Consider the following 25,873-nt stretch of genomic DNA (forward strand, 5'->3'; position numbering starts at 1 on the left):
AACATGAAATGGACCGACACGCTGGACATTGCGCTGGAGCTGATTGACGCTCATCCTGATGTTGACCCGCAGTACATTCGCTTCACGGATTTGCACAAGTGGGTATGCGCCCTGCCAGGCTTCAACGATGATCCAGAAAAATCGAATGAGAAAATTCTGGAAGCAATCCAGATGACCTGGATTGAAGAACAGGACTGATCAACCCTGAGTTGGGCTGATTCGACACTTACCGGTCTGTTGCAGGCAAGGCCTGCATCGACTGCAGCACTGCCCGGGTAATCGCTTCTCGCTTGGGCAGGTCGCCTATACGGTTGGGTGTGTCGATGTTCAAAGCAAAAAATACCGGGCCGTTAGGCCATTCAACGTAACCGACCCACCAGCCAAAGCTGCCCTCCCAGCCTGTTTTTGCGCGCAGTATCCAGTCTCGTCCCGCCTCGACAACAATGATGTCTTTCACAAGGCGCTGATGCTCTACCCTGAAAGGCAAACTGTTCGCATACAGTTTTTGTAGAAAACTGATTTGCTCAAAAGCATTGATTCGAATGTTTCCATCCAGCCAGTAACCGTCTTTTCCACCACTGGGGTCTGCGTTGCCGTAGTCTGCTTTTTCAAGATAGGTTTTGGCGGCTTGTTCACCAATTTGTTGCGCCATCCACTGATACACCCACACCACAGAGCCACGCATGGACGAGCGCAAGTTGTGATCAGAATTCCACACGTCGAAATCGCGCTTTTTTCCATCCCACTTAAAAACCTGAAACTCGTCTTTCACCACACCATGTTCCAGTGCAAACAAGGCATGAGGAATTTTGTAAGTGGAGGCTGGCAGGTAAGGGGTGCTGGCTCGCTTGGAGTTGTAAACCTGGAAAACAGCATTGGCGCTGCGTTGGTCCAACACGACGAGCGTGCCCACGGCATCGTGCTGATCGAAAAATGTTTTCCAGTCCTGTCGTTCATGCACCACGGGTGTGGATGCGCTATGCACGGTGCTTACTAACATGAAGCACACAACGAAAACTGCGCTGAACAAACGCATTCACTCTCCCCGGTGATTATCGAACTGCGGAGTCCTTTCCGATAATCTGATTGATCTCTGCGCTGCTTAACGTCGATGAATCGCATTTGGCATACCCGGTTCGCTCAGTGACCAGGTAACGCACGCCACTGCTGTTTTGCAGACCGGTGTCTTTCTCGTTTTCTTCAATGGCGAGTTCATCGTATTCAGCAGACGCGCAAGCCCGCTCCGCTCCGGTACGCCAAGTTGTTCGGGCGGCTTCAAGATTGGTCCAAGGGGCGTGATTAGAACGCGCATAAATGTAAAACAAGCCTGAGCCCATTTCCTCTTGTTTGTAACCACCACCCAGCATGTTGCTGCCTTTGGACAAGTCATGGGTTGACGCGCAACCCGCCAAACCAGCCACTACCAATGCAAACGCAAGTTTGTACACAATAAAACTCCACTGCCAATCAAAGAAAGGGCACATTGTGCCCCAGCCGGCGGCCGTTAAATGGCTTTGCCGTCGAAATCGCTGGCACTGTGCCGCTCAAGCACCTGCTCATTGGGTTCACCCCAAGCGCGATTCACCATTCGCCCGCGAATAACCGCTGGGCGTTTGGCAATTTCATGGGTCCAGCGCAGCACATTGGTGTAAGTGTGGGCCTCCAGAAACTCGGCAGCCTCGTACACCTTGTTGGTGACCAATGCACCGTACCAAGGCCAAATGGCCATGTCCGCAATCGTGTATTCGCTGCCAGAAATGTACTCGTGGTTGGCCAGCTGACGATCCAGCACATCAAGCTGGCGTTTCACTTCCATTGCGTAGCGGTTGATTGGGTACTCATACTTCTCGGGTGCATAGGCGTAAAAGTGCCCAAAACCACCACCCAGCATCGGCGCACTGCCCATTTGCCAGAACAACCAAGACAAGGTTTCTGTTCGCTTGGCTGGGTCAGTGGGCAAGAATGCCTTGAACTTTTCGGCGAGGTACAACAGGATTGAGCCCGACTCAAAAACCCGCGTCGCCGGGTTCGTACTGCGGTCCAGCAGGGCTGGAATTTTACTGTTGGGGTTCACGTCCACGAAGCCACTGCTGAACTGGTCGCCGTTGGAAATATTGATCAACCAGGCGTCGTATTCAGCACCTGTGTGGCCAAGAGCGAGCAATTCTTCCAGCATCACTGTGACCTTCACGCCGTTGGGCGTGGCCAGTGAATAAAGCTGCAAGGGATGCTCGCCCACAGGCAATTCTTTGTTGTGTGTAGCACCGGCAATCGGGCGATTGATATTGGCAAACTTGCCGCCGCTTTCCTTGTCCCAAACCCAAACTTTGGGTGGTGTATATTTCGTGTCGCTCATGGCTAAAACCTCACTTTGCTGACTACTCAAAAAAACTCAAGGTTCAGGATACCCTTAGGGGATCATGTTTTGATGAACCCAGTGTCCAGTTTCGTCAAGATCGCAACGAAACCTGACATGCCCTTCCCGTTTCAATTCCAGCAGTTCAAGACTCAATACTTTCACGTTCAACACCACAAAGTTGGCACGCGCTCTATCAAGGTCGTAAACCAGATCTCCCCCTGTGAGTGCGTCACCGGGGGCGCTCAGGGTTGCGTAGTCTTTTCGGGCGTATTCGGGGATACGTGCCCAAAGACTGTTCACAATCAATTCACTGGTCTGCGGCGCTGCAATGCCACATACTCGAAGCTGGGTGTTGCTTCGTGGGTTCCAAAACAAAAGCGCCACACGTGAATCGTGGGCAATATCGGCCATTTTCTGGCTTCGGCGATCGGTGTAAAACACCAGTTGATGACTGTCAGTGTTGACGGCCCTCAAGATGACCGAGCGTACTTGGGGGCCTTTCGGGCCTGCCGTGCTGAAACCCACGACACGCCAAGGGTGTTTTTTGTCCACCGTGGCGCGCACCAAAGTTTTCCAGATTTCTTCGGCATGGTTCATGCTTCTCTCCATGCCGTAAACAGGTTTTGTTTGTTCGGCTTCATTTTTGGGATTACACAGTGTCTATTCACGTTGCTCTGCGCCATATTACACGCTACCGCTACGATCGCCTGATCAACCTGGGCCCCCAAGTGGTGCGTTTACGCCCAGCCCCGCACTGCCGCACGCGCATCCTTTCATACAGCATGAAGGTGTTGCCGCAAACCCACTTCATCAATTGGCAACAAGACCCGCAAAGCAATTACATGGGGCGCTTGATATTTCCAGAGCGCACCGAGATGCTGGAAATCGCGGTGGATCTTGTGGCTGAAATGTCGGTGCTGAATCCCTTCGATTTTTTCCTCGAAGAAGCGGCCGAATTCTTCCCCTTCAAATACGACGAATCACTGGACCAGGAACTTGCACCTTATCTGGTGCCCTGCCACACGGGCAAGGCATTCAACGCCTACATGGCCGAGATGAACCTGAGCCGGGTTAAAACCATCGACTTTCTGGTGGCCCTGAATCAGGATTTGGCGAAACGAATCAAGTACCTGATCCGCATGGAACCGGGCGTGCAAACGCCGGATGAAACACTGAACAGTGGGTCGGGTTCCTGCCGTGACACGGCATGGCTCATGGTACAAATATTCCGCCGGCTGGGCATGGCGGCAAGGTTTGCCTCGGGCTACCTGATCCAACTCACAAGCGATGTCAAAGCCATCGACGGCCCTGATGGCCCGGAGAAAGATTTCACCGACCTGCATGCCTGGTGCGAGGTGTATTTGCCCGGTGCCGGCTGGATAGGGCTGGACCCCACTTCTGGTTTGCTGGCTGGCGAAGGGCACATACCCTTGGCGTGCACTCCCGAGCCTGGCAGTGCAGCCCCCATCACTGGCACGCTGGATGAATGTGAAGTTGAATTTGAACATGAAATGAGCGTGCAGCGGGTGTATGAGTCGCCGCGCACCAGCAAGCCCTACAACGAAGAACAATGGAAAGGCATTGAGGCGCTGGGCTTCGAAGTGGACAAGGCACTGGACTCGCTCGACGTGCGCCTGACCATGGGTGGCGAACCCACTTTTGTGGCCAACACTGATCGAGGTGCTGCCGAGTGGAATATCGACGCGCTGGGCCCCACCAAACGCGAATACGGCATCAAGATGCTGAACAAGCTGGCCAAGTATTACGGCAAGGGAGGCCTGTATCACTTTGGGCAAGGCAAGTGGTACCCCGGCGAGCAACTGCCGCGTTGGGCGCTGTCGATGTACTGGCTGAAAAGTGGCGAAGCCATCTGGAAGAATCCGAAACTGCTCAGCCATGAACAAGCGCATGGCAAAGTCGGCAATGCCACTGCCAAACAATTCATCGAAGGGTTGTGCAGCCGCTTGGGGCTTCACCCACGCTATGTCATGCCCGGTTTCGAAGATGCCTGGTACTACATGTGGCGAGAGCGCAAACTGCCTGTGAACGTCGATCCATTCGACTCAAGGCTGGACGACCCACTTGAACGCAAACGCCTGAACAAGGTGTTTACCCAAGGGCTGACCGAGGAAGTGGGCTATTGCCTGCCCATTCAATCGGCGAAAGGTCAATGGCGCACAGGGCAATGGTTTTTGCGCGATGAACGCATGTATCTGGTGCCGGGCGATTCAGCCATGGGTTACCGCCTGCCACTGGATTCTCAACCGTGGGTGGCCAAGAAAGATTTTCCCTACACAATTCCTGCCGACCCTTTTGCACCAGAAGCACCTTCACGCGTGGCCCTGCAAAAGCCCGGGGCCAAAGCAAGTGTAGCCGATGACAAAGCCCCGGTATTGAAAGAATCGGCCACGCACATTGTGCGCACTGCAATGTGCGTTCAAGCCCGAAACGGGCACTTGTACGTGTTCATGCCACCCTTGGAAGTACTGGACGATTACCTGGAACTGGTGGCCCGCATCGAGGACACCGCCGAGGCAATGAACCAGCCTGTGGTGCTGGAAGGGTACCCGCCCCCACGCGACAAGCGCATGACCATGCTGCAGGTCACACCCGACCCCGGCGTGCTCGAGGTGAATGTTCAACCCAGCAAAAACTGGGGTGAACTGCTGCACCTGACCACGAATTTGTATGAAGAAGCACGACTGATTGGCCTTTCTACCGAAAAATTCATGCTGGATGGCAGGCACAGTGGAACGGGTGGAGGCAACCATTTCGTGATGGGCGGTGAAACACCCGAACACAGCCCTTTTTTGCGTCGCCCTGATTTGCTGGGCAGCCTGCTGCGTTACTGGCACAACCACCCAGGCTTATCCTATTTGTTCTCAGGCCTGTTTATTGGCCCCACCAGCCAGGCCCCGCGCGTAGACGAAGCACGCAGCGATCAGGTTCACGAACTTGAACTTGCACTCACTGAGCTGGATCGGCAAATGCAAAAGCATGGAGGCAACCCGCCGCCGTGGATTATCGATCGCCTTTTGCGCAACATTTTGATCGATTCGACTGGCAACACCCACCGCAGCGAATTTTGTATCGACAAGCTGTACAGCCCCGACACCTCCACAGGCCGCCTGGGCCTGCTTGAGTTGCGTGCGTTCGAGATGCCACCCAATGCGCAAATGAGCCTGGCACAGCAACTGCTGCTGCGCACCCTGATTGCGAAATTCTGGAAAACGCCCTACACGGCGAGGCTTGTGAAATGGGGTACCCGCCTGCACGACCAGTTCATGCTCTCCACCTTCGTCAAAAACGACATCGCAGATGTTGTGGCCGATCTGAATGCTGCCGGTTTCCCGTTCCAGATGGACTGGTTTGCACCGCACTTTGCATTCCGTTTTCCGAAGATGGGCGACTTTTCCAGCCGTGGTGTTGAAGTGGAGCTATTCAGCGCGCTGGAGCCCTGGCACGTATTGGGCGAGGAAGGCGCACCCGGTGGCACTGTGCGGTATGTCGATTCTTCACTTGAACGCCTGGAAGTGAAAGTAAAAAACTTTGTAGATGAACGCTACACCCTGACCTGCAATGGTGTGAAAGTGCCCCTGCACAGCACTGGCACCGAGGGCGAATACGTGGCTGGCGTGCGCTACAGGGCCTGGCAACCACCCAATGCCCTGCACCCCACCATTGGCGTACACACCCCCTTGGTGTTCGATTTGATCGACACATGGAATGGCCGCAGCCTGGGCGGTTGCCAGTACCATGTGGCCCACCCGGGCGGGCGCAATTATGACCTATTTCCGGTGAATGCCTTCGAAGCAGAAAGCCGACGCCTAACCCGCTTCTTCCGCATGGGCCATACCCATGGCAAGGTTAGTGTAAAAAGCCCAAGTGGAAGACCCGAGTTCCCCATCACACTGGACCTAAGATGGTGTTAGGCATTTACAATAGGGCACCGAACTTTAGGCAGTGACCGCTTTGAGCGCGAACCCGAACACCACCCTAGCAAATGTCGAGGTGCCCTGGCAGCAGAGCATCCTTCAAGGCACCAGCGCGTACTACAGCGAGCTGGCGGTCAAAGGTGTTCTGCGCCCAGCCTGGGCAGATTTTCTCAGCCGATTGCCCACCACTGGGCTTAGCGATCACCTGGACAGCAAGCTCAATGCCCTGGCCAAGCAAATTCGCGACAACGGCATTACCTACAATGTGTACGCTGACCACGCACAGGGCACTTCACGCCCCTGGTCGCTCGACTTGCTGCCTTTCATCATTGACCAGGCTGATTGGGCGGTGCTGCAAACCGGCATTGCCCAGCGCGCGCGCCTGTTGAATGCCATGATGGCCGATGTGTATGGCAAGCGCGAATTGCTTTCCAAAGGCCTGCTGCCCGCAGACCTGGTCTATGGGCATTCTGGCTACTTGCCGCAAATGCAAGGCACGGAACCACCTAACAAGGTGTGGCTGCACATGGTAGCGTTCGACCTTGGCCGCAGCCCAGATGGCAAATGGTGGGTAATCACCCATCGCATGCAGGCACCCTCGGGCCTTGGCTATGCCCTTGAAAACCGCCTGAGTATTTCGCGCAGCTTCACGCGCGGTTTTCGTGAAATGCACATTCAGCATTTGGCCGGTTTTTACCGCGACTACATCGATGGCATACGCAGGCTTTCGCCCAAGGGAGACAGCGCGCGCATTGCCCTGCTGACTCCGGGGCCATACAACGAAACTTACTTTGAACACACCTACCTTGCGCGTTACCTGGGTATTTCGCTGGTTGAAGGCAGCGACCTCACCGTGCGCAACAACAGTGTGTTTCTGAAAACAGTCAACGGACTTGAGCCAATTGACGGTTTGATTCGCCGAACAGACGACCAATGGCTAGATCCGCTTGAACTGCGCGAGGACTCCCAACTGGGCGTGCCTGGCTTATTGCAAGCCATCCGCACAGGTGGCGTTGTCATGGCGAACATGCCAGGCTCGGGCTGGCTGGAAAGCCCGGCCATTCATGGCTTCATGCCGGGGCTTGGACAACATTACCTTCAAGAAGATTTGCTGTTGCCCAGCGTGCCCAGTTGGTGGTGCGGTGAGTCGCCTGCCTGGGCACAAGCCAGCGAGCGGCTGAACAATCTGGTGATCAAATCGACCGGGCCAAACCGCCGCGGGCGCACCATGGATTCCATCATGGGGTCTGAACTGGATGAAATTGAAAAGCGCGCCTGGTTATCCAAGATCAGCCAAAGGCCATCACAATACACCTTGCAAGAATTGATACCGCTCTCGCGCGTGCCCATTTGGACCGGTGCGGGCGGTATTGAAGAACGCGCCATGATGCTGCGTCTGTTTGCTGTAACCGACGGGCAAGGCAACTACACGGTGATGCCGGGTGGGCTGACCCGTGTGGCCGGTGACCAGCACGGCATTGTGAGCATGCAAAAGGGTGGCACCAGCCTGGACACCTGGGTGCGCAGTGGCGAACCTGTTGAACGCACAACTAACCTGAAAGAGAAACTGCAAGCCAAAGATTTGCAGGCGCTGCGCAGGCCCGTGTCTAGCCGGGCTGCCGAGCATTTGTTTTGGCTTGGGCGTTACACCGAGCGCGCCAGTTTTTCATTGCGCCTGTTGATGCGTGCGCAATTGCTGCTGAACGAAGAGGAATACCTGGACACCACCACCCTGGGTTTGTTGCATGAATTGTGTGGAAAGCAGGGATTGAGCACCGAGTTTGACCCAGCCGAACCACTGACCCAAGATGAACTAGAGGCGAATATTCTTGAACGCCTTTGGTACAAAACCGGTGTGGACGAATCCGCTGCGGTGGGCCTGGCGGGGCAACTGAATGGCTTGGCGAATGTGGCTGGCCAATTGCGTGAACGGCTTAGCAGCGGCCACTGGCGACTGTTGAATGACTGCGCCAAAGTGCTGATCGAACCCGAGTGGGTTCGTTTTCAACGCACGCTGCCCACCGCCTCGCTTGAGCAGGTACAGTTGTATTTGCTGGCCATGCATGGCGAGCAAAGCGATCACATGACGCGCGACAACGGCTGGCGCTTTTTGCAACTGGGCCGCCAGCTTGAACGCCTGTGCGGTGCCTGTGATTGTTTGCTGTCACTAACCAGCATGCCCGGGCGTGCCGGTGAACATGGCCTTGCTTTGGCCATTGCACTGGCGGACAGCACCATTACTTACCGATCGCGCTACCAGCACCGGTTTGAATGGTTGCCCACGCTTGACCTGTTGATATTTGACGAAGATGCGCCCTATGCCATTCGCCGAATTCTGTATAAGCTGGACATTGTGATTGATCGTTTGCCTGGCGACACCAGCCAGATTCGACAACTGTTCGACAGCGTGTACCGCAATGGCGACATGCCGGATGGTCTTAGCCTGGAAGGACTTCAACCGCCCTTCCCGGCCGATACCGGGCGCAAATTGCGCGCCTGGCTGCAAGAATTACTCGACACGGCTTACAAGGTTTCAGACCTGGTAGGTGCCCAATATTTCAGACTGGCAGAGTTGCCCGACCAAGTCATTCAGGGAAGATAAATCAATGCCCTTCTCGGAAAGAAGAAAGGTGACCCATGTCACCGACTACGACTATCAACAACCTGCGGAATGCTCGCAGCAAATTTGCATTTTGCAACCGCAAGAAGGCGAAGGCATGGAAGCGGGCCCATTGCGCAAGGGCCAAAGGCTGATTTCGCATACGCTAAAAATTCGCCCGAACCCGTCGACCGTGCAAAGCAATACCGATTCCTTCGGCAATGTGGTTCACCACTTCGAGATGAATTACCCGCACGATCACCTCGAAGTGCATAGCGAGAGCGAAGTCGAGGTGAGCAGCTTTTTGCACAAAGGGCCAATTGACGATTTGATCAGCCCAAGCTGGAATGAGTTGGTGGACCAACTGCGTTACCAGGCAGGCCAGGCCATTTCCGACGATTACCAGTTCAGGTTTGAATCCAAGCATGTGCCCTTGCTCGATTCGCTGCGCGATTACGGCAGTCTCGATTTCTGGCCCGGGCGCCAGGTTGTGCACGCCGGGCAGGCTTTGATGCAGCGTATTTTTCGGGAATTCAGCTACCAAAGTGGTTCCACCACCATCCACACCACTGTGGAAGAAGTGATGCAAAGCCGCGAGGGCGTTTGCCAGGACTTCGCGCATGTGATGTTGGGGGTGCTACGCTCGCTGGGCCTTTCAGCTCGCTACGTGAGTGGCTACATGCTGACGGAACCACCGCCCGGTCAACCCAAGCTGTTGGGCGCAGATGCAAGCCATGCCTGGGTTTCGCTGTGGTGTGGTCCTGATGTGGGGTGGGTAGACTTCGACCCGACCAACAACCAGTTGCCTGATACCAGGTATGTGACCGTGGCAGTTGGGCGAGACTACGCGGATGTGCCGCCGATGCGGGGTGTGGTCCATGGGGGCGGAGAACATACCTTGAAGGTGGCGGTGACGGTGTTCTAGGCATCGCCAGTTTCTTGATGGCCTCTGCGCATGTTGCTTCATCCCGCCAGTTTTTTGATGGCCTCTGCGTATGTCGCTTCATCCCGCCAGTTTCTTGATGGCCTCTGCGTATGTTGCATAATCCCGCCGGTTTCTTGACGGCCTCTGCGCATGTCGCTTCATCCCGCCTTGGCGGGCTTTTATCCCTTCTTGATTGCTGGCTCGGTTCATGCGAAACGCAAAAGCGTGTTCGCATCGCTTCCTGGCGGAAGCGCCCCTCGCTGTGCATCAAGCGGGCAGCCCACCTGAACTCGGCGAGATGAATGCAACAAAGCGCATAGACCTTTAGATTCAGGATGCGCTGTCCTTCGATGACTCGGACAACACCTTCGGTTGCCCAGATGCGCCTACCTCAAAGCTGTATTCACCTTCAGTCATGTTGATTCGATATGAGAAGCGGCCACGCACCCCGGCTTCGTTTGTACTCAACTCATAGAAACATTCATCTGAACTGGCGCAACCTTCCTGAAAGAGAAAGCGGCTAGTCCGTTCATCGATCCAGTCAGACCTGATTTCGTGATCAGCCGTCTTGATTAAGATTGGTCTCTGATCAGTGTCCCAAAAATTCTCGATGATTAGCATTTCATGAGATTTGAATGTCAACTCGCATGTTGTTTTCGAATGCACAAACAGTTGAGTTGAAAGTCGTTGATCTGACGCGGAACATGCAGAAACAATCGGAAGGGAAGCAAGGAATACAACAAAGGCTGAACGACGCATAGTGAGCCGGGAAATATTCTGGGTGCTCAGTGTACTGGCATGACCGCAGTAAGCAAATTAAATGCTCAGTTCTGTGTCACCAGACAAAGGTTCACCGCATGTGTCGCGCCGTTCTGCCGACTTCAGGTGGGCTTCCCGCTTGATGCGCAGCGAGGGGCGATTGCGAAAGCAATCGATGCGAACACGCTTTTGCGTTTCGCATGAACCGAGCCAGCAATCAAGAAGGGATAAAGCCCGCCAAGGCGGAACGGTGCGACACGTGTGGTGAACTTACAAGTGGGGAGAACCAACAAGTACATCGAATACAAACCGCGCACGGTGGTGTGAACACGCATGCACGGTGAGTCAAACTTGATTAGTCTTCGCGCCTTAGATGCGGAAACAAAATCACATCGCGAATGTTGGGGCTATCGGTGATCAGCATCATCAAACGGTCGATACCAATGCCGCAACCACCGGTGGGCGGCATGCCGTATTCAAGTGCACGAATGAAGTCGGCGTCAAAGAACATGGCTTCGTCGTCGCCCGCTTCTTTGGCTTCAACCTGCTTTTTGAACCGGTCGGCTTGGTCTTCTGGATCGTTCAACTCAGAAAAACCGTTGGCAATTTCACGGCCAGTGATGAACAATTCAAACCGTTCAGTAATTTGTGAATTGGCGTCCGAGGCACGCGCCAAGGGCGACACTTCAACCGGGTAGTCCACGATGAAAGTGGGTTCCCACAACAGGCTTTCAGACGTTTCTTCAAACAAGGCCAACTGCAAGGCACCAATACCTGCGTTTTTCAACGCGGGTTCTTTGTCCACATGTACACCTTTCTTGGCCAGGGCCTTTTTCAGGTAGTCGATGTTTTGCAAATCTTCTGTGCCATATTCCGGGAAGTACTTTTGAATGGCTTCAACAATCGTCAGGCGCGCAAAAGGCTTGGACAAATCCAGTTCACGGCCCTGATAAGTCAACTTCGCACTACCGGTTGCAGTGGTGGCCGCATGCTGAATCACCTGCTCGGTGAAGTCCATCAAGTCGCGATAGTTCCAGTACGCCGCATAGAATTCCATCATCGTGAATTCCGGGTTGTGGCGTGGGCTGACACCCTCATTGCGGAAATTGCGGTTAATCTCGAACACACGCTCGAAACCACCCACAATCAGGCGCTTCAAATACAGCTCAGGTGCAATGCGCAGGTACATTTCCATGTCCAGCGCATTGTGGTGGGTAATGAAAGGCTTCGCCGATGCACCGCCAGGAATGGGGTGCAACATGGGTGTTTCCACTTCCAGAAAGCCGTGGTTTGCCATGAAATTGCGAACAGACGACATGGCCCGTGAACGCGCAACAAAGGTGTCACGTGTTTGCTCGGAAACGATCAAGTCCACGTAACGCTGGCGGTACTTGATTTCCTGATCGGCCAAGCCATGAAACTTGTCGGGCAGCGGGCGCAGGCTTTTCGCCAGCAAGTGAATTTCCGTGCAGTGCACGCTCAACTCGCCCTTGTTGGTTTTAAACAGCTTGCCTTTGGCCGCAATAATATCGCCCAAATCCCAGTGCTTGAATTCACCGTGAACGTCTTCGCCAACGCCTTCGTTGTTGATGTAAAACTGAATGCGGCCGGTGCCATCTTGCACGGTTGCAAAACTGGCCTTGCCCATCACGCGCTTTAACATCATGCGACCAGAAACAGACACTTCCATGCCCTGCGGATCGAGGGTTTCTTTGTCCAGCAAGCCATATTTGGCATGCAAATCGGCAGCGCGGTGCTCAGGTTTGAAGCTGTTGGGGAAAGGCTGGCCTTTCTCACGCAATTTGGCCAGCTTGCCACGGCGCTCGGCAATAATCTGATTCTCGTCAACTGGCTGTTCGTCACCAGCGGCTTGTATTTTGTCGTTCATGGTTTAGATACCTTGCTTCAAGCTGGCTTCAATGAATGGGTCGAGGTCGCCATCGAGTACGCGCTGGGTGTTGGAAATTTCCACACCTGTTCGCAGGTCTTTGATGCGGCTGTTGTCCAGCACATAGCTGCGAATTTGATGGCCCCAGCCCACATCGGTTTTGGTGTCTTCCAAGGCCTGTTGCTCGGCCATGCGCTTGCGCATTTCAAACTCGTACAGCTTGGCTTTCAACATGCCCCAGGCTTCATCGCGGTTGCGGTGCTGGGAACGGTCGTTCTGGCACTGCACCACAATACCGGTTGGAATGTGGGTTAAGCGAACCGCAGAATCGGTTTTGTTAATGTGCTGGCCACCTGCACCACTGGCACGGTAGGTGTCGGTGCGAACATCGGCTGGGTTGATTTCGATTTCAAAGGAATCGTCCACTTCCGGGTACACAAACAGCGATGCGAAAGAGGTATGGCGACCACCGGAGGAATCGAAAGGTGATTTGCGAACCAGGCGGTGCACACCCGTTTCGGTGCGCAAATAGCCGAAAGCATATTCACCCTCCACTTTGACTGTGGCCGATTTGATACCCGCCACATCGCCGTCGGATTGTTCCATCACCTCGACTTTGAAGCCTTTGCGTTCGCAGTAGCGTAAGTACTGGCGCAACAAAATGCTAGCCCAGTCTTGGGCTTCGGTGCCACCCGCACCTGCGGTGATGTCGATAAAGCAATTGGCCGGGTCGGCCGGGTTGCTGAACATGCGGCGGAATTCCAGATCGGCAATGATCTTTTCATATTCGGCCACATCGCTTTCAATTGCTTCAAGCGTGTCGAAGTCGCTTTCGGCTTGCGCCATTTCAACCAGTTCTTGCGCGTCGCTAATGTTGGCTTGCACAGTGTTCATGGTGACTACCACGCCATCGAGCATCTTTTTTTCTTTGCCCAGTTCCTGCGCATGTTTGGGGTCGTTCCAAACGTTGGGATCTTCCAGTTCGGCGTCAACTACCGTGAGTCGTTCGGCCTTGCGGTCGACGTCAAAGATACCTCCGCAACTGGCCAGCGCGGTCGGCAAGGTCAGTCAGGGCGTTGATGATGGCATTCAGGCGTTCGGCTTCCATGTTTCTCTAACAAATTCAATGTGCGTAACCCGATATTGTAACGCAAGCCGCCCTACAACACGTGTTCCACAATGATTTGTACCGCATCACCACCCGTGAACGTGTCCCGTTCAAACCGGTAAGCCAGCTTTACTTTGGCCGGCAACGCTTCTACAGCACGCCAACGCAAGGCCACAAAGGTTTTACCCTCGCGGCGCAAGGTGAATTTGCTGTGTGCATTCTTCAGCAAACGGTGTTCAAGCACTTCAAATTCGTCACAGAACAAGGGTGCCGGGAAGCCCTGCCCCCACACCTGGGTTTCCAGCAAATCGGCCGCACTTGCTGCTATGTAGTCGGCGGGAATTGAACCATCGGTTTCTACCACCTGCGTCAGCGCGCTGGGATCGCTTAAATCCAGAATGGCTTTGGCAAATTCAATTTTGAACTGTTCAATCGCGCCTTCCGCAATGGTTAAACCCGCCGCCATGGCGTGGCCACCAAACTTGGGCATGCTGCCTTCAGGCAGTCGCTTGCACACCAAATCCAGTACGTCGCGCAAATGAACACCCTGCACGGAGCGACCACTGCCCTTCCAGAAACCGTCATCGCCCGGGGCCAGTGCAATGGTGGGGCGGTATAGGCGCTCTTTGATTCGTGAGGCCAAAATACCGATTACCCCCTGGTGCCAGGTGCTGTGCGCCACCACAATGCCGGCTGCAGGTTCGTCCTGACTAATGAATTTTTCGATGTCTTCCAAGGCATCGCGTTTCATGTCGGCTTCAATGCGCTTGCGTTCTTCGTTCATTTTCCCAAGCTGGGCAGCCAAAGCGCCGGCCTCGCCTGCGTCGTCGGCCAACAGGGTACGGATACCAATGGCCATGTCGGCCAAACGGCCAGCTGCATTTAAGCGCGGGCCCAGGGCAAAGCCCATGTCAGCGGCTGTGGCCTTGCGGGGGTCACGGCCAGCCTCGTGAAACAAGGCCAACATGCCAGGCTGGGCACGGCCCGCGCGAATGCGCTGCAAACCATGCGCCACCAAACGGCGGTTGTTGGCGTCCAGTTTCACCACATCAGCCACAGTGCCCAAAGCCACCAAATCAAGCAGAGAATCGATACGGGGCTGAGTGGCCGCATCAAAAACGCCACGCTCACGCAACACTGCACGGGTGGCCAACAACACATAAAACATCACCCCCACCCCGGCAATCGACTTGCTCGGAAATTCACAACCAGACTGGTTGGGGTTCACAATGGCCAGTGCTTGGGGCAACTGGTCGCCGGGCAAATGGTGATCGGTCACAATGACACCAATGCCCAGTTCATTGGCTTCGTTCACGCCTTCCACACTGGCAATGCCGTTGTCCACGGTCACCAGCAAATCGGGCTCAAACTGCTGAGCAGCAAGTTGAACAATTTCAGGACTCAGGCCGTAACCGTATTCAAACCGGTTGGGCACCAAAAAATCGATGTGGTACTTGGCGGCTTCTTCGTCAGCACCCAGGCTTTGCAGCAACATGCGCAAACCACGAACACCCACCGCCGTGGCTGTGGCGCCATCGCAATCGTAATCACCCACCACCACAATGCGGGCTCCAGCTTCCAGCGCGTCTGCCAGAATTTCTGCGGCCTGCTCAATGCCCTTGAGCTGAGCCGGTGGAATCAAATCGGCCAGCCGGGTTTCAGCTTCGGCCTGAGAATCCACGCCCCGCGCTGCCATGAGGCGTGCCATCAAGGGGTGCATGCCCTGGCTGCGAAGTACTGCTTCAACTTGAGGGCGAGGGGTTCTAACCCGGTGCTGAACTATATTGGTATTCATTACCGGCCCTCCCATTCAGCCTGAATGCTGTCTTGGTCTCGCTGACCCTGTTGCCAAGCGGCTTGAAGGTCTTCCTCGGAAGGACCTTCCTGCATTTCAGGCTCGCCCAGTAAGGCCCAATCGGGTTTGTTTTGCCAAAACTTGAATCGATTCATCCAGTTGCTTTTTAAAGTTTTCCAGCCATTGTTGCCCAACAGCACCCAGTTGAAGGCCAGACCGGCCAGGCGCATGGGTTGCAGCACCTCGCTTTCCAGCAGTTTGAACACGCCAATATTGCCGCCCCAACCTTGAAAGTTCACGCAGTAGACATGGTCGGGTTTTACATCCGTGCCCGTACCAAGCTGACTTAACAGTTGGGTCCAGAACACAAATCGATTCACGGCCTCATCTGCGCCATCGGTCATTTTTACGGCATCAAATACACCGTCTTCGGAAACGGATTTCACACGTGGCAAGGCGACATCGGTTTGCCAAGCCTCACCGCCACCCCAAAACCACAACGCATTCAGGGGCTTCAAACCCTTGGCTTCGCGAACCTTGTTGAATTCGGCGTTGTGCAACTCCACCTGCATATTCAGCCACATGCGCCGCCAGTCGCTGCATTCATGGTTCATGGGCAGGTAGTCCGTCAATCGAATACCCTGCACCGACCAGGGCGACGCCTGTTCCATAGGCACTGGCGTCGGGTTGCTGAGCAGGCTGTGAAAACCTGCCGGTGTGTTGAATGTCCAACCGTGTTGCTGCAACAGGGGCATCACCACGTTCCAGAAGGCATCCAGGTCAGACTGGCCCACCAGCAATACCTCGGGCGGCGAAAAACGCACACCATCCCGCTCAATTTCAAGACACCCAACCGTGCTCCAAAACCGGGTGAAAGGCGTTACTTGCGCTGCGTCGGCCTCAAGCTTGGGCATTTCAAGCATGGCCCAGGCCGGGTACTGGTCGAACTTTGCTTGCGCTTGGGAATCCAAGTAGCGCATCAGCCAGGCTTCGATACGGTCCAGCCCATCGGCATTTTGATATTCAGGCGCAGCGTTTCGGGCCATGGTTTGTAACAAACCGGCTGGCAGGCCCGCAAAAGACTGGGCCCGCGAATTGGCAGACAGGCGTTCCAGCGCCATTTCGGGCACAAGAATGTTGGGAACGAACACCCACAAAGGCGCATTGCTAGGTTTGGACACGGTTTTATTCACACTACAATGAGAGCGCCTTGAAACTTCAAGAGCGCATTTGAACAATTCGGGACAATTTGTGATTAGTTTACCCTTTGATGTTGAAATTGCACTGCGCTATGTGCGCGGTGGTGGCCATAGAAGCCGTGACAAATTCATTTCCTTTATTTCCGGATTGTCCATGGCTGGCATTGGGCTTGGTGTCGCAGCGCTGATCGTGGTGTTGTCCGTCATGAACGGCTTTCAAAAAGAGGTGCGCGATCGCATGCTGTCGGTGATTGCACACATCGAGGTACTGGCGCCCCAAGAGGGCTTTGACAACCCCGAGGCCTTGGTCGGTGCAATCAAGGCGGCCAACCCCAAAGTGATTGGTGCTGCGCCCTATGTCGCTGGCGAAAGCATGCTGGCGCACGGCGATCTTCTGCGCCCTGCCATTGTTCGTGGCATCGACCCTGCCCAGGAACGCGAAGTATCTGATTTCAAAGAAGTCATTTCCGGAAGCCTGAGCAACTTGCAAGCAGGCGAATTCCGCGTGGTGCTGGGGATCGAGTTGGCCAAACAAATTGGAGTCAGCGTGGGTGACCGCATCACGCTGATTGCTCCTTCCGGCCAAATGACGCCCGCCGGCATGATTCCGCGCCTGAAAGCATTCGAAATTACCGCATTGGTGAGCACCGGCCACTATGAGTACGACAGCGGCCTGGTGTTGATGAACCTCGACGACGCTGCCCGCTTTTACCGCAGCCTTGGACCAACCGGTATTCGCGTGAAGTTGAACGACATGGATGCAGCGCCGTTTGTCGCCCGCGACATTGAACGCCAATTGCCACCCACGGTGTGGGTTCGCGATTGGTCGGTGCAAAACCGCACCTGGTTTGCCGCGGTACAAACCGAAAAACGCATGATGTTCATTATCTTGACCCTGATTATTGCGGTAGCCGCATTTAACCTTGTGTCAATGCTGGTCATGACCGTGAAAGACAAGCGCGGGGAAATCGCCATTCTGCGTACCTTGGGCGCCAGTCCGTTTGCCATTCAGCGAATTTTCATGTTGCAAGGTGCACTGGTCGGCTGGATCGGTACTTTCTTGGGTGTAACAGCAGGTTGGTTGCTTGCCATTAATTTGGGCACAATTGTGCCCGCCATTGAACGGGCGCTCAGCGTTGAGTTTTTGCCAAAATCAATTTACTTCATCAGCCAGTTGCCTTCCGACCCTCGCGCAAGCGATGTGGTCACCATCGTAACCGTGGCCTTGGTACTCAGCGTGCTCAGCACCATTTACCCAAGCTGGCGTGCATCGCGTGCCGAACCTGCGGAGGCCCTGCGTTATGAGTAATGTTGTTCTGGAAACCAAAAACCTCAGCAAGGCATTCAAGGGGATCACTGCGAATGACCAAGCCACGCAGGTCATCAAAAACCTGAACTTTCAAGTGCAGGCTGGCGAAACCGTCGCGATTGTGGGTGCCTCTGGTGCGGGTAAAAGTACCTTGCTGCATGTGCTGGGTGGTCTTGAAAAAGCCGACAGCGGTTCAGTGCTTTGGGCGGGCCAGGCCATCGAGCCATGGTCTGTTCGCAAACTGGGCATGGAACGCAATAAAACCCTGGGCTTCATTTACCAGTTTCACCATTTGCTGCCCGAATTCCATGCGCTGGACAATGTGGCCATGGCCCTTCGCATTGGCGGTGAGAACAAACAGGTGGCCCGTGAAAAAAGTGCGGTGCTGCTGAAACAATTTGGCTTGGAGCACAGGCTGAACCATCGCCCCGCGGAATTGTCCGGTGGTGAACGCCAACGCGTGGCGATTGCCCGCGCCATGGTGACCAATCCGAAAGCCATTTTGGCCGACGAACCCACGGGTAATCTGGACCAGGACACCGCCGACCAAGTGTTTGAAAGCCTGATTCACAGCAAGGCGGCCAACAAATCAGCCTTGATTATCGTGACGCATTCCATGGAACTGGCCCGCAAATGCAGCAAGGTGTTGCGTCTTGAGAAAGGTGAACTGAAAGCGGAATGAATTAGCTGGGTTAGCGAATGGCGGAGAGATTCCGCCTGCGCCTGCGAACCACAGCAATTCGAACACCAATGTTCCAGGCCAAACGCACACTGAAATATCCGAGTATCGACAAAGTCACCATCAGTGCGGGCAAACCAACCGCCAGCGAAGGGCCCATAGACAACATCCAGTCCACCATCGCGTGGGTGGAATCACCCCACGCTGACCAGTTCCATTGCGGCAAGGGCTGCATATTGGCCTCGCCAATTTCCCCTAATAAAAACTGTCCGTAAGCAACAGCGATCAAATACAGCGGCACAATGGTGAGCGGGTTGGTGTACAAGGTAACCGCAAAGGCCACCGGCAAATTGACTTTGGCAACCAACACCCAAATGAGAGAGCCAAAAATTTGAAAGGGTCCGGGAATTAGCCCACAGAACAAACCCGCAGCCACCCCGCCCGCAATGCTTTTTCGATTCAACGCCCAAATATTGGGATGCCCGAGGAAGCGCTTGAACGGCCGAGCCCAAGGCAAACGCTCGAAGTGGTCGACAGTGGGAAGGTACTTGCGAATTTTCCGACGAAACATGGCAAACTTTAAAGTATGTGGACCGACACGCACCTTCATCTTGATGCTTCTGAATACGACAGCGATCGCCTCGCGGTGGTTCAACGTGCGCGTGAATTGCATGTTACCCGGTTTGTATTGCCCGCCGTGGGCGCTTTCAATTTTGATGAGGTAAAAAGCCTGGCTCACAGCATCCCGGGTGCAGTGTATTGCCTAGGTATACACCCCATGTTTGTCGACAAAGCCAAAGAAGAAGACCTGCTGACTTTAAAGCAAAAAATTCAGGCCTCGATCGACGACTCAAAATTCGCGGGTTTGGGAGAGATAGGACTCGATGGCTTTGTGCCTGGCTTGAACTGGGACAAACAGGTTCAATTTTTTCATGCACAGCTCAAATTGGCCCGTGATTTCGATGTGCCGGTAGTGATGCATGTTCGCAAAGCGCAAGACCCCGTTTTAAAAGGCCTTCGAATTTACAAACCACGCAGCGGCATTGCCCACGCATTCAACGGCAGCTTTCAGCAAGCGGATCATTTTCTGAACTTGAACATGTGTCTTGGATTTGGCGGTGCCAGTACCTTTACTCGGGCACTACAGTTGCGTAGATTGGCCGCCAAACTGCCAGAAGACGCCATGGTACTTGAAACTGATGGGCCAGACATTGCGCCGGAGTGGATCAACAAACAACGCAATGCGCCCGAACATTTGCCAAGAATTGCAGAAACAATCGCTGAACTGCGTCAGTCAAGCGTGGAAGTACTCTCCAGGCAAACACAATTGAACGCGCAGCGGGTTTTGCCCGCCCTGGCCCTTCATGGCTAACCAAAGGCATCACCCGGTCGTGTTCATCATTGGTGAACGTACGCGCATTGGTGCACGCTTGCAAAACTGCGTCCACATCAAATTCAAGTTGTGCCTTCCCTGCCGCTGTTCACCACAGCCTACCTGCTTAGCCTTTTGCTGTTTCACGGCCAAGCCACGCTGCCATGGATTTGGAGCATGGCCTTTGACACTTTCGGCGAAAAAAGCGTCATTTTATTCGCTTGGTCGGCAGTTTTCCTGTTGTTGGGTATTCGGGGCGGAGTCAGTCGACAAGCCACTGAAAAACTAGGCTGGTTCATTCTGGGTTTTGCGATGGCGCAGCTTTGTACAGGCATTCAGGCCGCCGCACATCAACAAGCGCAAGTGCCCCTGGCCTGCAACAAGCAAACCATTCAATCTGAATTTCGGCTTCTTGAAAAAGCGTTTCGCGACAACAACGCACAAACCTGGTTGATCGAACACACGCCGCGAGACCATGCGGTTGCGACACAATGCCTGGTCACAGGTGCACGCTTGCAAACTTTTGTCGAAACGGTATCTACGTATCGAGCGCTTCAGCCAGGCGAGTATTTTCGGGCAACCGTTCGCATCAAATCGCCCAAGGCGCCTTTGCAACTGGAAGGTTTTGATGTTCATCGCCACTGGTTTGCCAACCGAATTGCGGGCACAGCTCAATTCAAAAGCAAGCTTGAACAACTGCCTGAACAAACCACATTGAACCCGCTGGTCTGGATGGAACGGGCACGCCTACAGATTGCAGGCACGATCGTCACTGCTTTACAAAGCCACCCTGAGCAAGCCTTGGTGCTAGCAATGGTGGTGGGTGATCAAGGCCTGATCAGCCCAGAGGATCGGGAAATGTTCAGCGCCACTGGCATTGCACATTTGGTTGCCATTTCCGGTTTGCACATTACCCTGTTCGCCATGCTTGCAGGCAAACTTTTCGGCGCGCTTTGGCGTCGATCAACCCGGTTGTGCCTTCGCGTACCGGCCCCTTTGGCAGGTAGCGCATTTGGATTGCTGTTTGCAGTGTTGTACGGCCTGGTTGCAGGCTGGGGAGTGCCAGCCCAACGCACGGTGTTCATGTTGTTTGCGTTGTTTGTTGGGCAAGTACGTGGTGGCATGCAAAGCAGTTGGGACACCTTTTTTCTCGCCTTGTTTTTAACCCTTGCCTTTGACAACTGGGCTGTGCTGGATGCGGGCTTCATTCTCTCTTTCGGTGCCGTGGCAGTCCTTATTTTCGTGACACAGGGACACTACCACTTCATCAAACCGAAGCATGAATTCATCGCCAACGCAGTGAAAGCCCAATACACGGTGACCATCGGATTGGTACTGCCCTGCGCGATGCTGTTTAACCAGCAGTCGCTGATCAGCCCCTTGGCCAATGCCCTGTCCATTCCATGGATGAGTTTCGTGAGCACGCCACTGGCTCTGCTCGGTGGGCTTACACAGCAGCCCGTGTTGCTTTGGCTTGCGGGCAACAGTCTTTCGCTGCAACGCGAGTGGCTTGTGTTCTTCAATGAATTGAGTTGGGCCACTTTGCCGATACACAACCAGCCATGGTGGGTCAATGGCTTGGTGGGCTTGGGTTGCTTGATTTTGATTCTGCCGGCGGGGTTGGTTCCGAGGTGGACAGGAATCACGCTGATTGCCCTGCTTCTACTTCCACCGCCAAGGCCCGAACACCATGATTTCTGGATGACCTTGATGGACGTCGGTCAAGGTACGGCCATCAGCATTCAAACCCAAAACCATCTGCTGATTTACGATGCAGGCCCTGCGTTCAACGCGCGCGCTGATTCGGCCCGGCGTGTAGTGCTGCCCTGGATGGCAGCGCATGGTTATCGGCGGGCCGATATGTTCATGCTGTCGCATGATGATGCAGACCATTCAGGCGGCGCGCCCCTGCTGCTACAAAAGGCACCGCCCGTACAGTTCGCGTCCTCGATCAACAAACAACACAGCTTAAACCTGCTCGCGCAAACCCTGAAAAGCGACACAGCGCAATGCCACGTGCTCAAGCCATGGACCTGGGATGGCGTCACATTCACACCAATCGGGCTTGATACGCCCGCACATTCACACCAAAAATTATTGGCCAAGAACAATCAAAGTTGCGTGTTAAAAGTCAGCAATGCGAATCACAGTGTGCTGCTGACCGGCGACATTGAAGCGATTTCAGAAATAGCATTGCTAACCCAACACGGTGCAAATGCCTTGAAATCACGTGTTCTGATTGTGCCGCATCATGGCTCCAAAACCTCCTCCACCATGCCCTTTCTTCAAGCCGTGCGGCCTGAATATGCACTGATACAAGCAGGCTGGGAGAACCAGTTTGGTCACCCGCACAAGGCCGTGATTGAACGATACGAAGCCATGGGCGTCCAATGGTCGAATACCGCCCAAAATGGTGCAATGAAATGGAGGTTTAAGCACCTGGACTTCCAACCCGAAGTGGACAATGCACACGCGCTACGTCAGCGTTACTGGCACATGCACGAAAGCGGTGCAAAAGGTCGTTAAGACTGTTAACTTTATGGCTGTGCGCGACACAATCAGCCTGCATGCGCTTGGCATGCTTCTTGTTACTTCAAGACTACACAGAACAGGAATAATCAACTTATGTCATCAACACCCTTCGACGAAATGTACACGCCAAGCGGTGAAGTTCGCCCGCATTATCAGGACTTTTCGCGTTGGCTTGAGATGCAATCCTCTGAAAAATTGCAGAACAAGCGTGCGGAAGCCGACCTTATTTTCAGAAGGGTCGGAATTACCTTTGCCGTGTACGGCGAAGAATCTGGTACCGAAAGGTTAATTCCATTCGATATTGTGCCGCGGGTAATTAAAGCGTCTGAATGGAAAACACTTGAAGCAGGCTTGCGCCAGCGTGTTCAAGCCTTGAACATGTTTTTGAAAGACATCTACAACGAACAAAAAATACTGGGCACGGGGCTTATTCCGCCTGAACAGATTTTCAACAACGAACAATACCGCCCGGAAATGCAGGGTGTGAAAGTGGCAGGCGACATCTACGCCCACATTGCGGGCGTTGATGTAGTGCGTGCCGGTGAGGGTGAGTTTTACGTACTCGAGGACAACCTGCGCGTACCGTCAGGCGTTAGCTACATGCTCGAAAACCGGAAAATGATGATGCGCCTGTTTCCGGAACTGTTTGCACGCAATCGCGTGGCCCCGGTTGAACATTATCCCGACAATCTGCTTGAAAACCTGCGTTCAGTTTCACCCCAAAACAGCAGCGACCCCACCGTGGTGTTACTGACACCGGGCATGTACAACTCGGCCTATTTCGAACATGCATTTCTGGCTCAACAAATGGGCATTGAACTGGTGGAAGGCAAAGACATGTTTGTGGATGAAGAAGTGCTTTACATGCGCACTACACAAGGTCCCAAACGTGTTGATGTTATTTACCGCAGGCTGGATGACGATTTTCTTGACCCACTGGCATTCCGCGAAGATTCACAACTTGGCGTGCCCGGTCTGCTTTCTGTTTACCGGGCAGGCAATGTGACCCTTGCCAATGCAATTGGTACCGGTGTGGCCGACGACAAATCGATTTACCCCTATGTGCCCGACATGATTCGTTTTTATTTGAGCGAAGAACCCATTATTCAAAACGTACCTACCTGGCAATGCCGAAAACCAGATCAGTTGAAAGAAGTATTGGCCAAACTACCCGAGTTGGTTGTAAAAGAAGTGCACGGCGCAGGCGGCTACGGCATGTTGGTGGGCCCGGCGTCTACCAAAGCGCAAATTGAAGAATTTCGTCAGAAGCTGATTGCAGACCCTGCAAAATTCATTGCCCAACCCACACTGGCATTGTCAACCTGCCCAACTTTTGTAGAACAGGGCTTGGCCCCCCGCCACATTGATCTTCGGCCGTTTGTATTGTCGGGCAGCAAAGTCAGCCTGATCCCTGGTGGACTAAGCCGGGTGGCACTGCGAGAAGGATCGCTTGTGGTGAATAGCAGCCAGGGCGGCGGCACCAAAGACACCTGGGTACTGGAACGATAAGGAGCAAACACCATGCTGAGTAGAACTGCTGACCATTTGTTCTGGATGGCCCGTTACATTGAACGCGCCGAGAACACCGCCCGCATGCTTGATGTGAATGTGCAAACCGCCCTGCTTCCGCAAGATCCTGAGAATGCAGAACAAGGCTGGCGAGCCATGCTGTCGATTTGTGAACTGACCGAAGCATTTGCAAAAAAACACGATGAGGTCAGCGCAGAGGCCGTGATCGACTTCATGGTAAAAGACCCCAACAACCCCTCCAGCATTTACTGCTGCCTTCAAGGTGCCCGCGAGAATGCACGTGCCGTGCGTGGTGCGTTGACCACCGAAGTTTGGGAAACCAACAACACCACATGGCTTGAACTAAAGAAAGTATTGGCTGACGGCACGGTTGAACGCGACCCCTCTGAGTTCTTTGAGTGGGTGAAATTTCGCAGTCATTTGTCCCGTGGTGTCACCATTGGCACCATGTTGAAAGACGATGCATTCCGGTTCATTCGCTTGGGTACGTTTCTGGAACGTGCAGACAACACCGCACGATTGTTGGATGTGAAGTTTCACAGCATGCCTTTTAGCCCCTTGGCCAATTTGAGCACTGCTGACCCCCATGCCGATTATTACCACTGGGCCGCCATTTTGCGCTCGGTGTCTGCTTTTGAAACTTACCGAAAGGTATACCGGGATGTAATCACGCCCGACCGCGTTGCTGAATTGCTGATCCTGCGCGACGACATGCCTCGCTCTCTGTTGGCTTCATTGAATGAAGTGTGTGCCAACCTTGAAATGATTCGGAACGATTACTCGGCCAACACAGAACGGCGTGCTGGCAAGCTGCGTGCTGAACTGTTGTACAGCCAAATCGACGACATTTTGCAAATGGGTTTGCACGCCTACCTCACCAACTTTCTTGAACGAGTCAATGATTTGGGCAACCGGATCAGCAAAGATTTCCTGGTGCCACTTGAGGCATGAAACTGCGCATTCAACACCACACCACCTACCGCTACACCTGGCCCGTGCTGTACAGCATTCAGCACGTGCGCCTTACCCCGCAACAGGACATCAAACAACGCATTCTTGACTGGAAAATAAGAACACCAGCCAAACACCACAGCGCCTGCGATCACCATGGCAACGCAGTGCACACATTCTCGGTGAACCAGCAACACCGGGAGCTGACTGTGCAGTCCCATGGCCATGTTGAAATTGATTCGCTCGATGATGGCTACACCCCACATCAATCCTTTTCACTTCACCCTTTGGTCTACACACCTACCACGCCGCTTACGCAATTCAACGATGAAATGCGCGAATTCGCAAGCTTCGTCGCTGACACTCACATTCCGTTTGCCCATCGAATACTCACCCTGGCGCATGCAGTGGCGGACCGAGTTGTGTACACCAAAGGCAGTACCACTGTGGCAGACTCGGCGATGCAGGCATTTGAAAATGGACAAGGTGTTTGCCAGGACCATTCTCATGTGATGCTGGCGTGCCTGCGTGCACACGGCATTCCTGCGCGATACGTGAGCGGCTACTTTTTCAATCCCAATGTGGAGCAGCACGACAGCCACGCCTGGGTCGAAGTGTTCGATGAAAACCGCCAGCAGTGGCTGGGGGTGGATGCAACGCACAAATCGTTGGTGCAGGGCAATCACTGCCGCCTGGCAGTGGCCAAAGACTTCACAGGTGCCTCTCCAATTCGTGGCATTCGCACCGGGGGTGGGCAAGAGACCCTTGACGTGCAAGTAACCATTGAACGGGTTGGTTAGATCGCCAGCTGGTTTTATAGCCAGATTGGCTTGGGTTCCGATCTCTCGGAGCATTCTTGGTGGCTCAATCGGCTTGGGTTCCGATCTCTCGGCGCTTCTTAACCGCCCACTCGGCTTGGGTTCCGATCTCTCG

21 protein-coding genes are annotated in these 25,873 nt (G+C 54.1%); 12 read left to right on the forward strand and 9 right to left on the reverse strand.

Annotated elements, in window-relative coordinates:
- Positions 1-3 precede the first annotated feature (3 nt).
- Positions 4-198, forward strand: a complete 195-nt coding sequence (gene iscX / locus B4C79_RS14025; RefSeq protein WP_105029833.1) for a Fe-S cluster assembly protein IscX — start codon at positions 4-6, stop codon at positions 196-198.
- Between the two features lie 28 nt (positions 199-226).
- Here the strand turns inward: iscX and blaOXA are convergent, their stop codons facing one another.
- From blaOXA to B4C79_RS14045, 4 genes are read right to left on the reverse strand one after another with little or no spacing between them, the layout of a single operon-like run.
- Complete coding sequence (blaOXA, locus tag B4C79_RS14030) at positions 227-1,036, reverse strand: class D beta-lactamase (protein ID WP_348677505.1); 810 nt, start codon at positions 1,034-1,036, stop codon at positions 227-229.
- Between the two features lie 16 nt (positions 1,037-1,052).
- The gene (locus B4C79_RS14035; RefSeq protein ID WP_291742914.1) at positions 1,053-1,448 is read right to left on the reverse strand and encodes a hypothetical protein; all 396 of its coding nucleotides are present in this window, start codon (positions 1,446-1,448) and stop codon (positions 1,053-1,055) included.
- 56 nt (positions 1,449-1,504) lie between these two features.
- Complete coding sequence (gene yghU, locus B4C79_RS14040; RefSeq protein WP_291742910.1) at positions 1,505-2,356, reverse strand: glutathione-dependent disulfide-bond oxidoreductase; 852 nt, start codon at positions 2,354-2,356, stop codon at positions 1,505-1,507.
- A 54-nt stretch (positions 2,357-2,410) separates the two neighbouring features.
- Positions 2,411-2,956, reverse strand: coding sequence for a pyridoxamine 5'-phosphate oxidase family protein (locus B4C79_RS14045; RefSeq protein WP_291742908.1), 546 nt, complete (start codon positions 2,954-2,956; stop codon positions 2,411-2,413).
- A 59-nt stretch (positions 2,957-3,015) separates the two neighbouring features.
- On the opposite strand from B4C79_RS14045, the gene B4C79_RS14050 reads away from it, so the two are divergent.
- The 4 genes from B4C79_RS14050 (at position 3,016) to B4C79_RS14065 (ending at position 10,106) form a co-directional block, all read left to right on the forward strand.
- Positions 3,016-6,291: a DUF2126 domain-containing protein gene (locus B4C79_RS14050; RefSeq protein WP_291751510.1), complete on the forward strand. Its 3,276-nt coding sequence runs from the start codon at positions 3,016-3,018 to the stop codon at positions 6,289-6,291.
- Between the two features lie 79 nt (positions 6,292-6,370).
- Positions 6,371-8,896: a circularly permuted type 2 ATP-grasp protein gene (locus B4C79_RS14055; RefSeq protein ID WP_291741167.1), complete on the forward strand. Its 2,526-nt coding sequence runs from the start codon at positions 6,371-6,373 to the stop codon at positions 8,894-8,896.
- A gap of 4 nt (positions 8,897-8,900) precedes the next feature.
- Entirely contained in the window at positions 8,901-9,818 is a 918-nt protein-coding gene (locus tag B4C79_RS14060; RefSeq protein WP_291741169.1) for a transglutaminase family protein, read from the forward strand.
- A 150-nt stretch (positions 9,819-9,968) separates the two neighbouring features.
- Positions 9,969-10,106 (forward strand): hypothetical protein, encoded by a 138-nt coding sequence (locus tag B4C79_RS14065; protein ID WP_291751508.1) that lies wholly within the window; start codon positions 9,969-9,971, stop codon positions 10,104-10,106.
- 826 nt (positions 10,107-10,932) lie between these two features.
- On the opposite strand, the gene lysS is transcribed toward B4C79_RS14065, so the two are convergent.
- The 4 genes from lysS to B4C79_RS14085 all read right to left on the reverse strand — a co-directional run bounded on the left by lysS (position 10,933) and on the right by B4C79_RS14085 (position 16,549).
- Entirely contained in the window at positions 10,933-12,465 is a 1,533-nt protein-coding gene (lysS, locus tag B4C79_RS14070) for a lysine--tRNA ligase (RefSeq protein WP_291741171.1), read from the reverse strand.
- A 3-nt stretch (positions 12,466-12,468) separates the two neighbouring features.
- Positions 12,469-13,573 (reverse strand): peptide chain release factor 2 gene (gene prfB, locus B4C79_RS14075; protein ID WP_171098359.1). Its coding sequence is split into 2 segments (ribosomal slippage): positions 12,469-13,491 and positions 13,493-13,573, totalling 1,104 coding nucleotides; the frame shifts between segments, so codons are not numbered across the junction.
- 52 nt (positions 13,574-13,625) lie between these two features.
- Entirely contained in the window at positions 13,626-15,368 is a 1,743-nt protein-coding gene (recJ, locus tag B4C79_RS14080) for a single-stranded-DNA-specific exonuclease RecJ (protein WP_414673441.1), read from the reverse strand.
- Positions 15,368-16,549 carry a hypothetical protein gene (locus tag B4C79_RS14085; RefSeq protein ID WP_171098357.1) on the reverse strand — a complete coding sequence of 394 codons (1,182 nt, stop codon included), beginning with the start codon at positions 16,547-16,549 and terminating at the stop codon, positions 15,368-15,370. Before B4C79_RS14085 ends, recJ begins: the two co-directional genes overlap by 1 nt.
- 73 nt (positions 16,550-16,622) lie before the next feature.
- Between B4C79_RS14085 and B4C79_RS14090 the strand changes: the two genes are divergently transcribed.
- Both B4C79_RS14090 and B4C79_RS14095 read left to right on the forward strand, forming a co-directional pair.
- The gene (locus B4C79_RS14090; RefSeq protein WP_171101390.1) at positions 16,623-17,876 is read left to right on the forward strand and encodes a lipoprotein-releasing ABC transporter permease subunit; all 1,254 of its coding nucleotides are present in this window, start codon (positions 16,623-16,625) and stop codon (positions 17,874-17,876) included.
- Positions 17,869-18,558: an ABC transporter ATP-binding protein gene (locus B4C79_RS14095; protein ID WP_008251880.1), complete on the forward strand. Its 690-nt coding sequence runs from the start codon at positions 17,869-17,871 to the stop codon at positions 18,556-18,558. The genes B4C79_RS14090 and B4C79_RS14095 overlap by 8 nt, the downstream gene beginning before the upstream one ends.
- Positions 18,559-18,568: 10 nt before the next feature.
- Here the strand turns inward: B4C79_RS14095 and B4C79_RS14100 are convergent, their stop codons facing one another.
- The gene (locus B4C79_RS14100; protein ID WP_171098355.1) at positions 18,569-19,126 is read right to left on the reverse strand and encodes a DUF2062 domain-containing protein; all 558 of its coding nucleotides are present in this window, start codon (positions 19,124-19,126) and stop codon (positions 18,569-18,571) included.
- A gap of 15 nt (positions 19,127-19,141) precedes the next feature.
- On the opposite strand from B4C79_RS14100, the gene B4C79_RS14105 reads away from it, so the two are divergent.
- The 5 genes from B4C79_RS14105 (at position 19,142) to B4C79_RS14125 (ending at position 25,740) form a co-directional block, all read left to right on the forward strand.
- Complete coding sequence (locus tag B4C79_RS14105; RefSeq protein ID WP_171098353.1) at positions 19,142-19,927, forward strand: TatD family hydrolase; 786 nt, start codon at positions 19,142-19,144, stop codon at positions 19,925-19,927.
- Between the two features lie 90 nt (positions 19,928-20,017).
- Positions 20,018-22,453 (forward strand): DNA internalization-related competence protein ComEC/Rec2, encoded by a 2,436-nt coding sequence (locus B4C79_RS14110; protein ID WP_291751503.1) that lies wholly within the window; start codon positions 20,018-20,020, stop codon positions 22,451-22,453.
- A gap of 99 nt (positions 22,454-22,552) precedes the next feature.
- The gene (locus B4C79_RS14115) at positions 22,553-23,968 is read left to right on the forward strand and encodes a circularly permuted type 2 ATP-grasp protein (protein WP_291741180.1); all 1,416 of its coding nucleotides are present in this window, start codon (positions 22,553-22,555) and stop codon (positions 23,966-23,968) included.
- Positions 23,969-23,980: 12 nt separating this feature from the next.
- Complete coding sequence (locus B4C79_RS14120; protein ID WP_105028652.1) at positions 23,981-24,940, forward strand: alpha-E domain-containing protein; 960 nt, start codon at positions 23,981-23,983, stop codon at positions 24,938-24,940.
- Positions 24,937-25,740 carry a transglutaminase family protein gene (locus B4C79_RS14125; protein WP_291741183.1) on the forward strand — a complete coding sequence of 268 codons (804 nt, stop codon included), beginning with the start codon at positions 24,937-24,939 and terminating at the stop codon, positions 25,738-25,740. The genes B4C79_RS14120 and B4C79_RS14125 overlap by 4 nt, the downstream gene beginning before the upstream one ends.
- The last annotated feature ends 133 nt before the right edge of the window (positions 25,741-25,873 follow it).

Source organism: Limnobacter sp. UBA7229 (genome assembly GCF_002473065.1).
In the GTDB taxonomy this organism is placed as follows: domain Bacteria; phylum Pseudomonadota; class Gammaproteobacteria; order Burkholderiales; family Burkholderiaceae_B; genus Limnobacter; species Limnobacter profundi.